Source organism: Pantoea sp. Ep11b (assembly GCF_040783975.1).
Lineage (GTDB): Bacteria > Pseudomonadota > Gammaproteobacteria > Enterobacterales > Enterobacteriaceae > Pantoea.
The window spans coordinates 399,674-413,868 of the sequence record NZ_CP160631.1; the positions used below are offsets into that span (position 1 = coordinate 399,674).

14 protein-coding genes are annotated in these 14,195 nt (G+C 54.8%); all 14 read left to right on the plus strand.

Annotated features, from left to right (window positions below; genetic code table 11):
- Positions 1 to 65: 65 nt before the first annotated feature.
- The 14 genes from ovoA to AB1748_RS02020 all read left to right on the plus strand — a co-directional run bounded on the left by ovoA (position 66) and on the right by AB1748_RS02020 (position 14,085).
- Positions 66 to 2,204 carry a 5-histidylcysteine sulfoxide synthase gene (gene ovoA / locus AB1748_RS01955; RefSeq protein ID WP_111140943.1) on the plus strand — a complete coding sequence of 713 codons (2,139 nt, stop codon included), beginning with the start codon at positions 66 to 68 and terminating at the stop codon, positions 2,202 to 2,204.
- A 102-nt stretch (positions 2,205 to 2,306) separates the two neighbouring features.
- Entirely contained in the window at positions 2,307 to 2,768 is a 462-nt protein-coding gene (asnC, locus tag AB1748_RS01960) for a transcriptional regulator AsnC (RefSeq protein ID WP_111140944.1), read from the plus strand.
- Positions 2,769 to 2,921: 153 nt separating this feature from the next.
- Entirely contained in the window at positions 2,922 to 3,362 is a 441-nt protein-coding gene (gene mioC / locus AB1748_RS01965; protein ID WP_111140945.1) for an FMN-binding protein MioC, read from the plus strand.
- A 432-nt stretch (positions 3,363 to 3,794) separates the two neighbouring features.
- Positions 3,795 to 5,684: a tRNA uridine-5-carboxymethylaminomethyl(34) synthesis enzyme MnmG gene (gene mnmG / locus AB1748_RS01970; protein WP_111140946.1), complete on the plus strand. Its 1,890-nt coding sequence runs from the start codon at positions 3,795 to 3,797 to the stop codon at positions 5,682 to 5,684.
- Positions 5,685 to 5,731: 47 nt separating this feature from the next.
- On the plus strand, positions 5,732 to 6,349 hold the full coding sequence (gene rsmG / locus AB1748_RS01975) for a 16S rRNA (guanine(527)-N(7))-methyltransferase RsmG (RefSeq protein ID WP_293773565.1): 618 nt from the start codon (positions 5,732 to 5,734) through the stop codon (positions 6,347 to 6,349).
- 709 nt (positions 6,350 to 7,058) lie between these two features.
- Entirely contained in the window at positions 7,059 to 7,439 is a 381-nt protein-coding gene (atpI, locus tag AB1748_RS01980) for a F0F1 ATP synthase subunit I (protein ID WP_111140948.1), read from the plus strand.
- 8 nt (positions 7,440 to 7,447) lie between these two features.
- Positions 7,448 to 8,266, plus strand: coding sequence for a F0F1 ATP synthase subunit A (gene atpB, locus AB1748_RS01985; RefSeq protein ID WP_111140949.1), 819 nt, complete (start codon positions 7,448 to 7,450; stop codon positions 8,264 to 8,266).
- A gap of 105 nt (positions 8,267 to 8,371) precedes the next feature.
- A complete protein-coding gene (atpE, locus tag AB1748_RS01990; RefSeq protein ID WP_003849523.1) occupies positions 8,372 to 8,611 on the plus strand; it encodes a F0F1 ATP synthase subunit C in 240 nt (79 codons plus the stop codon).
- Positions 8,612 to 8,719: 108 nt separating this feature from the next.
- Entirely contained in the window at positions 8,720 to 9,190 is a 471-nt protein-coding gene (gene atpF / locus AB1748_RS01995; RefSeq protein ID WP_111140950.1) for a F0F1 ATP synthase subunit B, read from the plus strand.
- Between the two features lie 14 nt (positions 9,191 to 9,204).
- Positions 9,205 to 9,738: a F0F1 ATP synthase subunit delta gene (gene atpH, locus AB1748_RS02000; protein WP_111140951.1), complete on the plus strand. Its 534-nt coding sequence runs from the start codon at positions 9,205 to 9,207 to the stop codon at positions 9,736 to 9,738.
- A 14-nt stretch (positions 9,739 to 9,752) separates the two neighbouring features.
- Positions 9,753 to 11,294, plus strand: a complete 1,542-nt coding sequence (gene atpA, locus AB1748_RS02005; protein ID WP_003849532.1) for a F0F1 ATP synthase subunit alpha — start codon at positions 9,753 to 9,755, stop codon at positions 11,292 to 11,294.
- A gap of 52 nt (positions 11,295 to 11,346) precedes the next feature.
- A complete protein-coding gene (atpG, locus tag AB1748_RS02010) occupies positions 11,347 to 12,213 on the plus strand; it encodes a F0F1 ATP synthase subunit gamma (RefSeq protein WP_128084224.1) in 867 nt (288 codons plus the stop codon).
- Positions 12,214 to 12,243: 30 nt separating this feature from the next.
- The gene (atpD, locus tag AB1748_RS02015) at positions 12,244 to 13,641 is read left to right on the plus strand and encodes a F0F1 ATP synthase subunit beta (RefSeq protein ID WP_111141395.1); all 1,398 of its coding nucleotides are present in this window, start codon (positions 12,244 to 12,246) and stop codon (positions 13,639 to 13,641) included.
- A 24-nt stretch (positions 13,642 to 13,665) separates the two neighbouring features.
- Positions 13,666 to 14,085, plus strand: coding sequence for a F0F1 ATP synthase subunit epsilon (locus AB1748_RS02020; protein ID WP_008926374.1), 420 nt, complete (start codon positions 13,666 to 13,668; stop codon positions 14,083 to 14,085).
- Positions 14,086 to 14,195: the final 110 nt, after the last annotated feature.

The following is a 14,195-nucleotide window of genomic DNA, read 5'->3' on the forward strand; positions in this document are numbered from 1 at the left end:
TGACCGAAAAGCTTCTTTGCTATAGTAAATTACCGTTTCACTTACTCAGCAATCTGGAGCTTCCTGTGACGCTTGCTCAACCCCACCGCGATTTGCCAGCCCCGACGCGGACGTTATTGCTCTCCGGCCAGAACATTGAACAAAAACGTGCCGAATTGCTGGCCTATTTTCTTCAGACCTGGGAACAGTATGAAAGCCTGTTCACCTGTCTGGCCGATTCAAAGGCCTGGTTCAACAAAGCCATTCCGCTGCGCCATCCGTTGATCTTCTATTTTGGTCATACCGCGACGTTCTACATTAATAAGCTGATGGCCGGACGCCTGATCGACGCCCGCCTGGACGATCGCATCGAAGCGATGATGGCGATCGGCGTGGATGAGATGAGCTGGGACGATCTCAACGACAGCCACTATGACTGGCCGACCATTGACGCCGTGCGCGAATACCGCGGGCGCGTGAAGGCGCTGGTCAGCGATCTGATCCAGACCATGCCTGTTACGCTGCCAATCACCTGGGAAAGCCCGGCCTGGGTGATCCTGATGGGTATCGAGCATGAACGTATTCATCTGGAAACCTCCAGCGTGCTGATACGCCAGTTACCGCTTGAGTGGGTCCGGCCGCAGGCCGCCTGGCCGGTCTGTCCGATGGCGCGCCACCAGCGCGAAACCGTGCCCGCTAACAGCCTGCTGCCGATGCCCGGCGGCACCGTCACCCTGGGAAAAACCGACGATACCTATGGCTGGGATAACGAATATGGCCGTCAGCAGATCACGCTGCAGCCGTTCCAGGCGAGCAGGATGCTGGTCAGCAACGCGGAATATTTTGCGTTCGTCGAGGCTGGCGGCTATCAGGATCGCCGCTGGTGGGATGACGAAGGCTGGGGCTGGTGTCAGTTTGCCGGTGCGGTAATGCCGACCTTCTGGGTGGGCACGCCTGAGATGCCCGATCAGCTAAAACTGCGCCTGATGTGCGAAGAAGTCGCCATGCCGTGGGACTGGCCTGCCGAGGTCAATCAGCTGGAGGCGGCCGCGTTCTGTCGCTGGAAAGCGGCGCAGACCGGTATGGCCATTCAGCTGCCCTGCGAAGCCGAATGGGCGCAGCTGCGTGAGCAGGTGGCTGGCGATCAGCCGGACTGGGAGCGGGCGCCGGGCAATATCAATCTGGCGTACTGGGCTTCCTCATCTCCGGTCGATCTGTTCGCGCAGGGCAGTTTCTTCGATATCGTCGGGAACGTCTGGCAGTGGACAACCACGCCGACCAACGGCTTCGAAGGCTTTAAAGTCCATCCGCTTTACGACGATTTCTCTACCCCAACCTTTGATGGCAAACATTCGCTGATCAAAGGCGGCAGCTGGATCTCGACCGGCAACGAAGCACTGAAATCGGCTCGCTATGCGTTCCGTCGCCACTTCTTCCAGCATGCCGGTTTCCGCTATGTCGTCTCCACGCATCAGGAGACCATGGCGCTGAACCCCTATGAGTCGGATGCGATGGTGTCGCAGTATCTCGATTTCCAGTATGGTCCGCGCTATTTCGGTGTCGATAACTACGCCGAAAGCCTGGTCAGGCTGGCGCTGGAGCACACCCACGCGCGCGGCGAGGCGCTGGACATCGGCTGCGCCACCGGCCGCGCCAGCTTCGAACTGGCCCGCCATTTCGACCGGGTGACCGGCATGGACTATTCGGCACGCTTTATCGATGTGGCGCTGCAGCTGGCCAGCGGCGAAGATTTCCGTTATCTGCTGCCCCAGGAGGGCGATCTGGTCGAATATCGCCAGGTTCGCCTGAAAGATTTCGTCCCGGAGAGCGCACTGGCGCAGCGGATCCAGTTTGTGCAGGGTGACGCCTGCAACCTCAAGCCACAGCCCGATCGTTACGATCTGGTGCTCGCCTCTAACCTGATCGACCGTCTGCGACAGCCTGCGCGTTTCCTGCGCGACGTGACGCCGATGCTGCGGCAGGGCGGCATTCTGCTGCTTTCATCGCCCTATACCTGGCTGGAGGCGTTCACGCCGAAGGAGAACTGGCTGGGCGGCGTGCGCGAAAACGGCGAAGCGCTGACGACGCTACAGGCGCTGCAACGTCTGCTGGCGGCCGACTTCGAGCAGGTCGGCGAACCGCAGGATGTGCCCTTTGTGATCCGCGAAACGGCCCGCAAGTTCCAGCACACGCTGGCGCAGGTCACGCTCTGGCGTAAACGTTAAGTGAACCGGCAGCGGCGCCCGTCGCTGCCGGGAGTTGCCTGAATCGCTATTTTGCTGCACATTCACCCCTGTTACTCAAGCAGACCTATAACGAGGATGGCCATGGCCGAACACCTGCAGCTCGATAATCTGGATCGCGGCATTCTGAATGCCCTGCTGGAGAATGCGCGCACCGCTTACGCCGAGCTGGCAAAACAGTTTAACGTCAGCCCCGGCACCATTCATGTGCGCGTAGAGAAGATGAAACAGGCGGGGATTATTCTGGGCACCCGCGTGGATATCGATCCCCGCCAGCTGGGGTTCGATGTCTGCTGCTTTATCGGTATCATCCTGAAAAGCGCCCGCGACTATCCGGCGGCGCTGAGCAAGCTGAACGCGCTGGATGAGGTGGTTGAAGCCTGGTACACCACCGGCCACTACAGCATCTTTATTAAAGTGATGTGCCGCTCGATCGACGCTCTGCAACAGGTGTTGATCAACAAGATCCAGACCATCGATGAAATCCAGTCCACGGAAACCCTGATCTCGCTGCAAAACCCGATCATGCGCACCATCAAACCCTGATCCCTCTCGCCTGTGCATAATCTTATCCCTGACGAATGTGGCGGCTGACAACGGCTGCGTTCGCCTCTCCTGATCTATTAACCCTGTTGTCCACAGGTGGATCACCGCTTGATCACAGCGTACAATGCTCGCCTTAATGTCCGGGAGAGCAAGATGGCCGATATTACCTTAATCAGTGGCAGTACCCTGGGTAGCGCAGAGTACGTGGCTGAACATCTGGAAGAAAAATTACAGGATGCGGGCTTCTCAACGCAGATGCTGCACGGCCCGACGCTGGATGAGCTACCGGCCAAGGGGATCTGGCTGGTGGTCAGCTCCACCCACGGTGCAGGCGATATTCCTGATAATCTGCTGCCGCTCTTTGAAGCCATTCGTGACACGCAGCCCGACCTCTCTCAGGTGCGGTTCGGTGCCGTCGGACTCGGCAACCATGAATATGATCTCTTTTGTGGTGCGATCCGCCAGATTGAAGCACAGCTGATTGCCCAGGGTGCGCACCGGATCGGCGATCGTCTGGAGATTGACGTGCTGGAGCATGAGATCCCCGAAGATCCGGCGGAGGCCTGGCTGGAAAGCTGGAAAAGCGCGATCTGAAGGCGGTCGGGGATCGCGAAATCGTCACGATCCCCAGTGGAAGATGCTGAATTTATCCTTTTTCACTCTTTTGTTTTGTGGATAACTACCCCTCAATCGTGCGTATAACCGGTAGTTATCCAAAGAACAACCCGAGAACGTTTTTTGAGCTGTGGATAAGCGGGCTTTTTGATCCCAGCTTATACGGATCAGGATCACCGATCATTCACAGCTAACGATCCTCTTTATCCTGTTGTTTCTGCTCCTATTCTGACAGATATCCACAGGGGGACGGGATCCTAATAAGAGATCTAACAGAAAGATCATATACAGATCTAAGATCCTTTCTTTTAAAACCTGACGATCCCGCGACTTTCACCCCAGCCGGAATTTGAGTAGAATCCACGCCCCAGGACGACGATCCTGCACGTTAATTAACCGAGGTACCACTTCATGTTTTATCAGGATCCTTTTGACGTCATCGTAATTGGTGGTGGTCATGCGGGCACCGAAGCCGCAATGGCGGCCGCCCGAATGGGTCAGCAAACCCTGTTACTCACCCATAACATTGATACGCTTGGACAAATGTCCTGTAACCCGGCGATCGGTGGCATTGGCAAAGGACATCTGGTGAAGGAAGTGGATGCCTTAGGGGGTCTGATGGCCCGTGCGATCGACCAGGCGGGTATCCAGTTCAGGATACTAAACGCGAGCAAAGGGCCGGCCGTCCGGGCGACCCGTGCGCAGGCGGATCGCGTGCTCTATCGCCAGGCCGTGCGCACGGCACTGGAGAATCAGCCTAACCTGATGATCTTCCAGCAGGCGGTCGACGATCTTATCGTGGAAAACGATCGCGTCGTGGGCGCGGTCACCCAGATGGGCCTGAAGTTCCGCGCAAAAACCGTAGTTCTGACCGTCGGCACCTTCCTTGATGGCAAAATTCATATCGGTCTGGACAACTACAGTGGTGGTCGCGCTGGCGATCCGCCGTCCATTCCGCTGGCAAAACGCCTGCGTGCGCTGCCGCTGCGGGTGAACCGCCTTAAGACAGGTACGCCGCCGCGCATCGATGCGCGCTCCATCGATTTTTCGGTGCTGACGCCGCAGCACGGTGACAACCCGATGCCGGTCTTCTCCTTCATGGGCAGTGCTGCTGAACATCCGCAGCAGGTGCCGTGCTGGATCACCCATACCAACGAGAAAACCCATGAGGTGATCCGCAGCAACCTGGATCGCAGCCCGATGTACGCCGGGATTATCGAAGGGATCGGCCCGCGCTATTGCCCGTCGATCGAAGATAAGGTGATGCGCTTTGCCGATCGCAACTCGCATCAGATCTTCCTGGAGCCGGAAGGGCTGACCAGCAACGAGATCTATCCGAACGGTATCTCTACCAGCCTGCCGTTTGACGTACAGATTCAGATCGTCCGCTCGATGCAGGGCATGGAGAACGCGAAGATCGTGCGCCCTGGCTATGCCATTGAGTATGACTTCTTCGATCCGCGCGATCTGAAACCGACGCTGGAGAGCAAATTTATTCACGGCCTGTTCTTCGCCGGCCAGATCAACGGCACCACCGGTTATGAAGAGGCGGCTGCGCAGGGGATGCTGGCCGGTCTGAATGCGGCCCGTCAGTCTGCTGACAAAGAGGGCTGGGCGCCGCGTCGTGACCAGGCTTATCTGGGCGTGCTGGTTGATGACCTCTGCACACTCGGCACCAAAGAGCCGTACCGCATGTTTACCTCGCGTGCTGAGTACCGTCTGATGCTGCGCGAAGATAATGCCGATCTGCGCCTGACCGAAACCGGTCGTGAGCTTGGCCTGGTGGATGATGCGCGCTGGGCACGTTTCAATCAGAAGCTGGAAGCGATCGAACAGGAGCGTCAGCGTCTGCGTGATATCTGGGTTCATCCGAAGTCCGATCATGTGACAGATGTGAACAGGGTGCTCAGTGCGCCGCTGACCAAAGAGGCCAGTGGTGAAGATCTGCTGCGCCGCCCGGAAATGACCTATCTGAAGCTGATGACCCTGGAGAGCTATGGTCCGGCACTGGCAGACGAGCAGGCCGCAGAGCAGGTTGAGATCCAGGTCAAATATGAAGGCTATATCGCGCGTCAGCAGGAAGAGATCGATCGCCAGTTGCGTAACGAGAATACGCTGCTGCCGGTGGAGCTCGACTATCGTCAGGTCAGTGGCCTCTCAAACGAGGTGATCGCCAAGCTGAACGATCATAAGCCGACGTCGATTGGTCAGGCGACCCGCATCTCGGGCATTACGCCGGCGGCCATCTCAATTCTGCTGATCTACTTGAAAAAACAGGGTCTGCTGCGCAAAAGCGCCTGATCTGAAACGGGGCGAGGTAACTCGCCCCCGCTGAATGGACTTATGCTGTGATCAACACACTCACATCGCTGCTGAAAGCAGCCGGTATTTCCCTCTCCGATCAACAAAAACAGCAGCTGGTTGCCTATGTCGGCCTGCTGGATAAGTGGAACAAAGCCTATAACCTGACCTCGGTGCGCGACCCGCAGCAGATGCTGGTCCGTCATATCCTCGACAGCATCGTAGTGGCGCCGCATCTCAGCGGGTCACGCTTTATCGATGTCGGTACCGGCCCGGGTCTGCCTGGCATTCCGCTGGCTATCGTGATGCCGGATGCGCACTTCACGCTGCTCGACAGCCTGGGCAAACGGGTCCGCTTCCTGCGCCAGGTTCAGCATGAGTTAGGACTTACTAACATTGCTCCGGTTCAGAGCCGGGTTGAAGCGTTCCCCCCTGAGCCCCCTTTTGATGGCGTCATCAGCCGGGCGTTCGCCTCGCTGACCGACATGGTGAACTGGTGTCATCATCTGCCGGGTGGGGAAGGGCGCTTTTTCGCGCTTAAAGGCGTGCGTCCGGATGATGAAATTGCTGAGTTACCGGCGGGCTACGTTGCTGATGCGGTTATTAAGCTGCAGGTTCCGCAGCTGGAAGGCGATCGTCATCTGGTGATCCTTCGTCGGCAGTAAGAGCCTGCTGGTCAGGAACTGCACACTTTTCTGCCACTTCCGCGATCGGCTTTGTGGCAAAAAAGGGCAGATGATGCGCCATCAATAAAAGATTTTGATTAAGACGTAACGGTGTGAGGGTTAAAAGGGTGACGGAAATTATCCGAAAAGCTCTGTTACATTTAACGATTAATTCACATTTAGTTATCAGAAATATCACCTGTATAGCGGTGTGACGGAATAGAGGTAGTCACGGATGAAAATATATCGAGGTAATAACTTCGCGTACGTAATATGAATTTCACGTTTATCAGGCAACGTTCGATGTCAATAGCGTATTTTCTGTGAAAATTGTTCCGGAAAGGCTTTTTTAAAATCCTAAGCCAATGATTTAAAAGGGTTAAAACTTTTTGCGGATTGTTCTTAAATAGCGTGAAGATAAAACTCTGGCTGGCACAAGTGCTTATTATGTGATCTAAAGCACGCTTTAAAAGCCCGACAGACGAGAATTTTTGGCCAGATGAGGGTGAATCGCCGCAGGGTGATCTTTGGAAAAATAGCCCTCCGGAAAGAAATTTAAATAATTGTTCACCTTTTCGCTACTTACCGATTGAAATCGCAGGTGCGGCCCGTATAATTTGCACGGCTTTTGCTGCTTGACTCAACTGCGCAAAGGCAGTCTTATACGACACGCGACATACCCCTAACGGGGCAGGAGAGTATCAGCGTCATGTCAGTGTCTCTTTACAGTGTAAAATTCGCCCGAACGGTGCTGATGATTCAGCTGGTGACAATAGTCATCATCGGCGCACTCTTTGCTGTGAAAGATGTCATCTGGGGTGTCTCTGCTCTGGCTGGCGGTGCGGCAGCCTGGCTGCCAAACGTATTGTTTTTGTTTTTAGCCTGGCGCCTGCAGGGGCAACCCCCCGCTTCGGGGCGAGTCGCGTGGAGCTTCGCTTTGGGTGAAATAGCCAAAGTGTTTGCGACCATCATTTTGCTCATTGTGGCGTTGGGTCTATTCGGAGCGGCTTTCTGGCCGGTCGGGATAACCTGGTTATCGGTGCTGGTGGTACAAATGCTGGCACCGGCGGTAATTAACAACAAAGGGTAAGAGGCATCATGGCTGCAGGAGAAATCTCTACTCCGCAAGAGTACATTGGTCACCACCTGACACATCTTCAGTTGGACCTGCGTACCTTCGAGTTAGTGAATCCGCACGACGCTCCCGCGACGTTCTGGGTATTAAATATCGATTCCATGTTTTTCTCTCTGGTGCTGGGAGTTATCTTCCTGGTGTTGTTCCGTAGCGTGGCGAAGTCTGTCACCAGCGGTGTGCCAGGGAAAATGCAGGCGGCTATCGAACTGGTTGTCGGTTTCGTTGATAGTAACGTGCGCGACATGTATCACGGTAAGAGCAAACTTATCGCCCCGCTGGCTCTGACAATTTTTGTCTGGGTCTTCCTGATGAACTTCATGGATCTGCTGCCAATCGACCTGCTGCCATATATTGGTGAGCATCTGTTGGGGTTACCGGCGCTGCGCGTCGTACCGTCTGCAGACGTGAACATCACGCTGTCTATGGCGTTGGGCGTATTTATTTTGATTCTGTTCTACAGCATCAAAATGAAAGGCATTGGCGGCTTCACGAAAGAGCTGACGCTGCAGCCTTTTAACCACCCGATCTTCATCCCGATCAACCTGATTCTGGAAGGTGTGAGCCTGCTGTCTAAGCCTGTGTCACTGGGTTTACGACTGTTCGGTAACATGTATGCGGGTGAACTGATCTTTATCCTTATTGCCGGTCTGTTGCCGTGGTGGTCGCAGTGGGTGCTGAATGTGCCGTGGGCCATTTTCCACATCCTGATCATTTCGCTACAGGCTTTCATTTTCATGGTCCTCACGATTGTCTATCTGTCGATGGCATCTGAAGAACATTGATTTTTTTCTCAACACTACTTTCCCTCTTGATTTCGGGCGGCAGCGCACGTCGCTGAAGCCCGGAAGATGAAGGGAGCATTTAACTGAAACAAACTGGAGACTGTCATGGAAAACCTGAATATGGATCTGCTGTACATGGCTGCCGCTGTGATGATGGGCCTGGCGGCAATCGGTGCTGCGATCGGTATCGGCATCCTCGGAGGAAAATTCCTGGAAGGCGCTGCTCGTCAGCCTGACCTGATTCCTCTGCTGCGTACGCAGTTCTTTGTTGTAATGGGTCTGGTGGATGCAATCCCGATGATCGCTGTTGGTCTGGGTCTGTACGTGATGTTTGCTGTCGCCTAAAGCCCTTGTGTTCACTCAACGCACAATGTGCAGGGGTGAACGGATTCTGCCGCTTATCACAGCGATAACGGCAGAAAAGTTAAATACTCAATCTAGAGGCATTGTGCTGTGAACATTAATGCAACAATCCTCGGCCAGGCTATCGCGTTCATCCTGTTTGTCGCGTTCTGCATGAAGTACGTATGGCCGCCGATTATGGCTGCCATCGAAAAGCGCCAGAAAGAAATTGCTGAAGGCCTTGCTTCTGCTGAACGTGCAAAGAAAGATTTGGATCTCGCGCAGGCTAATGCGACCGACCAGCTGAAAAAAGCCAAAGAAGACGCTCAGGTCATTATCGAGCAAGCGAACAAGCGTCGCGCGCAGATTCTGGACGAAGCCAAAACCGAAGCTGAAAACGAACGTAATCGCATCGTGACACAAGCGCAGGCTGAAATTGACGCCGAACGCAAACGTGCGCGTGAAGAACTGCGTAAGCAGGTTGCGTTGCTGGCTATGGCTGGTGCCGAGAAGATCATCGAACGTTCCGTGGATGAAGCTGCTAACAGCGACATCGTTGATAAACTGGTCGCTGAACTGTAAGGAGGGAGGGGCTGATGTCTGATCTGATTACTGTAGCTCGCCCCTACGCCAAAGCAGCTTTTGACTTTGCTGTTGAGCATCAAAGTATAGAACGCTGGCAACAGATGCTGGCGTTTGCCGCAGAAGTGGCTCGCAATGAACAGATGGCTGATCTTCTTTCCGGTGCATTAGCACCTGAAGCGTTGGCAGCGTCGTTTAACGCAGTATGTGGTGATCAACTGGATGAACCCGCGCAGAACCTGATTAAGGTGATGGCGGAAAACGGACGTTTGACAGCGCTTCCGGCTGTACTGGCTCTTTACATCGAACTGCGTGACGCTCACGAAGCTACCGCTGAAGTCGATGTTATCTCCGCCAGTACGCTGAGTGACGACCAGCTGAATAAAATCAGCGCCGCGATGGAAAAACGTCTGTCACGCAAAGTTAAGCTGAATTGCAAAATTGATAAGTCTGTGATGGCAGGCGTGATCATCCGTGCGGGTGATCTGGTTATTGATGGCAGCGTACGCGGCCGTCTTGACCGTCTGGCTGACGTCTTGCAGTCTTAAGGGGACTGGAGCATATGCAACTGAATTCCACCGAAATCAGCGAACTGATCAAGCAGCGCATTGCTCAGTTCAATGTCGTGAGTGAAGCTCACAACGAAGGTACGATTGTTTCTGTAAGTGACGGTATCATCCGCGTACACGGCCTGGCCGATGTAATGCAGGGTGAGATGATTGCCCTGCCGGGTAACCGTTACGCTATCGCCCTGAACCTCGAGCGTGACTCGGTTGGTGCAGTGGTGATGGGTCCTTACGCTGACCTCGCCGAAGGCATGAAGGTTAAGTGTACTGGCCGAATTCTTGAAGTACCGGTAGGCCGTGGCCTGCTGGGCCGCGTCGTGAACACCCTGGGTGCGCCTATCGACGGTAAAGGCGCCATCGACAACGATGGTTTCTCACCGGTTGAAGTGATCGCGCCAGGCGTTATCGATCGTCAGTCAGTCGACCAGCCGGTTCAGACCGGTTATAAGTCCGTCGATGCGATGATTCCAATCGGCCGTGGCCAGCGTGAGCTGATCATCGGTGACCGTCAGACCGGTAAAACCGCGATGGCAATCGATGCGATCATCAACCAGCGCGATTCAGGCATCAAGTGTGTCTACGTTGCGATTGGTCAGAAAGCCTCAACCATCTCCAACGTGGTTCGTAAGCTGGAAGAGCATGGCGCACTGCAGAACACCATCGTTGTTGTGGCGTCTGCGTCTGAATCTGCTGCGCTGCAGTATCTCTCTCCATACGCCGGCTGTGCGATGGGTGAATACTTCCGTGACCGCGGTGAAGATGCGCTAATCGTTTATGATGACCTCTCCAAGCAGGCTATCGCTTACCGTCAGATCTCGCTGCTGCTGCGTCGTCCACCAGGTCGTGAAGCTTTCCCTGGCGACGTGTTCTATCTCCACTCCCGTCTGCTGGAACGTGCATCACGCGTAAGCGCTGATTATGTAGAACGTTTCACCAATGGCGCTGTGACAGGTAAAACCGGTTCACTGACCGCGCTGCCGATCATCGAAACCCAGGCGGGCGACGTTTCTGCGTTCGTTCCGACCAACGTAATCTCGATTACCGATGGTCAGATCTTCCTGGAATCGAACCTGTTCAACTCCGGTATTCGTCCGGCGGTTAACCCAGGTATTTCGGTATCCCGTGTGGGTGGTGCTGCTCAGACCAAGATCATCAAAAAACTGTCCGGTGGTATCCGTACCGCGCTGGCACAGTATCGTGAACTGGCGGCGTTCTCGCAGTTCGCTTCCGATCTGGATGATGCAACCCGCAAACAGCTGAGCCACGGTCAGAAAGTGACCGAGCTGCTGAAGCAGAAACAGTATGCGCCGATGTCTGTCGCGCAGCAGGGTCTGGTTCTGTTCGCTGCAGAGCGTGGCTACCTGAACGACGTTGAACTGGCAAAAATTGGCAGCTTCGAAGCTGCGCTGCTGGCCTTCGCCGATCGCGACCACGCTGAGCTGATGGCTGAAATCAACCAGTCTGGCAACTTTAACAACGATATCGAAGCGAAGCTGAAAGGCCTCATCGATACGTTTAAAGCAACCCAGTCCTGGTAATGTCTGGCGGCTTGTCTGAAAAGGCAGGCCGCAAGGCTTTGAGGAGAAGCTAATGGCCGGCGCAAAAGAGATACGAAGCAAGATCGGAAGCGTGAAAAACACGCAGAAGATCACCAAAGCGATGGAAATGGTCGCCGCCTCCAAAATGCGTAAAACGCAGGAACGCATGGCGGCCAGCCGTCCGTATGCAGACACCATGCGCAAAGTGATTGGTCACCTTGCGTTGGGTAATCTGGAATACAAGCACCCTTACCTGGAAGAGCGCGACGTGAAGCGCGTCGGCTACCTGGTCGTTTCAACAGACCGCGGGCTTTGTGGTGGTTTGAACATTAACCTGTTCAAAAAATTACTGGCGGATATGAAGTCCTGGTCCGATAAAGGCGTGCAGAGCGATCTGTCGATTATCGGTTCGAAAGGGGCGTCATTCTTCAGTGCTGTCGGTGGCAATATTGTGGCACAGGTCAGCGGCATGGGCGATAAACCTGCCCTGTCAGATCTGATCGGCCCGGTAAAAGTGATGTTGCAGGCCTATGATGAAGGCCGCATCGACAAGCTGATGATCGTCAGTAACAAGTTCAATAACACCATGTCTCAGACTCCGACCATCACCCAACTGCTGCCGTTAGCGCCAGCGGAAGGTGAAGAAGAGATGAAGGCGAAGACCTGGGATTACCTGTACGAACCCGATCCGAAAGCGCTGCTGGATACCCTGCTGCGTCGTTATGTCGAATCGCAGGTTTATCAGGGTGTGGTGGAAAATCTGGCCAGTGAGCAGGCCGCACGTATGGTGGCGATGAAAGCCGCAACCGACAACGGCGGAAATCTGATCAAAGAGCTGCAGTTGATTTACAACAAAGCTCGTCAGGCCAGCATCACCCAGGAACTTACCGAGATCGTCTCGGGGGCCTCCGCGGTTTAACCAGGTTTGGAATTAGGTAGAGGATTCAAGATGGCAACTGGAAAGATTGTCCAGATTATCGGCGCCGTTGTTGACGTCGAATTCCCTCAGGACGCGGTACCGCAAGTGTACAGCGCCCTTGAGGTGATGAATGGTGATGCGCGTCTGGTGCTGGAAGTTCAGCAGCAGCTGGGCGGCGGCGTAGTACGTACCATTGCAATGGGTACGTCTGACGGCCTGAAGCGTGGTCTGAGCGTCAACGACCTGCAGAAACCGATTCAGGTACCCGTCGGTAAAGCGACACTGGGCCGTATCATGAACGTTCTCGGCGAGCCAATCGATATGAAAGGCGACCTGAAAGAAGAAGATGGCAGCGCAGTAGAGATCGCCTCTATTCACCGCGCAGCGCCTTCTTATGAAGAACAGTCTAACTCGCAGGAACTGCTGGAAACCGGCATCAAGGTTATCGACCTGATGTGTCCGTTTGCCAAAGGCGGTAAAGTGGGTCTGTTCGGTGGTGCGGGTGTAGGTAAAACCGTCAACATGATGGAACTGATCCGTAACATCGCGGCTGAGCACTCAGGTTACTCTGTGTTTGCCGGTGTGGGTGAGCGTACTCGTGAGGGTAACGACTTCTACCACGAAATGACCGACTCAAACGTTATCGATAAAGTTGCCCTGGTCTATGGCCAGATGAACGAGCCGCCGGGTAACCGTCTGCGCGTGGCACTGACCGGTCTGACCATGGCGGAAAAATTCCGTGATGAAGGCCGCGACGTTCTGCTGTTCATCGATAACATCTACCGTTACACCCTGGCCGGTACAGAAGTTTCTGCACTGCTGGGTCGTATGCCATCTGCGGTAGGTTACCAGCCAACGCTGGCCGAAGAGATGGGTGTGTTGCAGGAGCGTATTACCTCCACCAAGACCGGTTCAATCACCTCCGTACAGGCCGTTTACGTTCCTGCGGATGACCTGACTGACCCGTCACCAGCGACCACCTTTGCGCACTTAGACTCAACGGTAACGCTGAGCCGTCAGATCGCCTCTCTGGGTATCTACCCGGCCGTTGACCCGCTGGATTCCACCAGCCGTCAGCTGGATCCGCTGGTTGTGGGTCAGGAGCACTATGATGTTGCGCGTGGCGTTCAGTCACTGCTGCAGCGTTATCAGGAGCTGAAAGACATCATCGCCATCCTCGGTATGGATGAGCTGTCTGAAGAAGACAAACTGCTGGTGGCACGCGCGCGTAAGATCCAGCGTTTCCTGTCTCAGCCGTTCTTCGTTGCGGAAGTATTCACCGGTTCACCGGGCAAATACGTTACGCTGAAAGACACTATCCGTGGCTTTAAAGGCATCATGGAAGGTGAGTTTGACCACCTGCCAGAGCAGGCCTTCTACATGGTTGGTGCCATCGAAGAAGCCGTGGAAAAAGCGAAGAAACTGTAATAACGGTTTCCCGGGAGGAAGATTATGGCTATGACTTATCACCTGGATGTGGTCAGCGCAGAAGAACAGCTGTTCTCTGGTCTGGTACAGAAAATTCAGGTGTCAGGTAGCGAAGGTGAACTGGGGATTTTCCCTGGCCATGCGCCGCTGCTGACTGCCATTAAGCCTGGAATGATCCGTATCGTGAAACAGCACGGCGAAGAGGAGTATATCTACCTCTCTGGCGGCGTGCTGGAAGTGCAACCGGGCAGCAGCACCGTCCTGGCCGATACCGCGATTCGCGGTACCGATCTGGATGAAGCGCGTGCTCTGGAAGCAAAACGCAAAGCAGAAGAGCACATGAACAGCAGCCACGGCGACGTGGACTATGCTCAGGCTTCTGCCGAGCTGGCGAAAGCCATTGCTAAACTGCGCGTGATCGAACTGACCAAAAAAGCGATGTAATCCAGCTTTATGCGTCACGAAATGCCAGCCCTCGGGCTGGCATTTTTTTTGTCTGACGGGCACGATCGGCCTGTTCGCCTAATTTCGGCCTGAGAAAAATGTAGTAATCT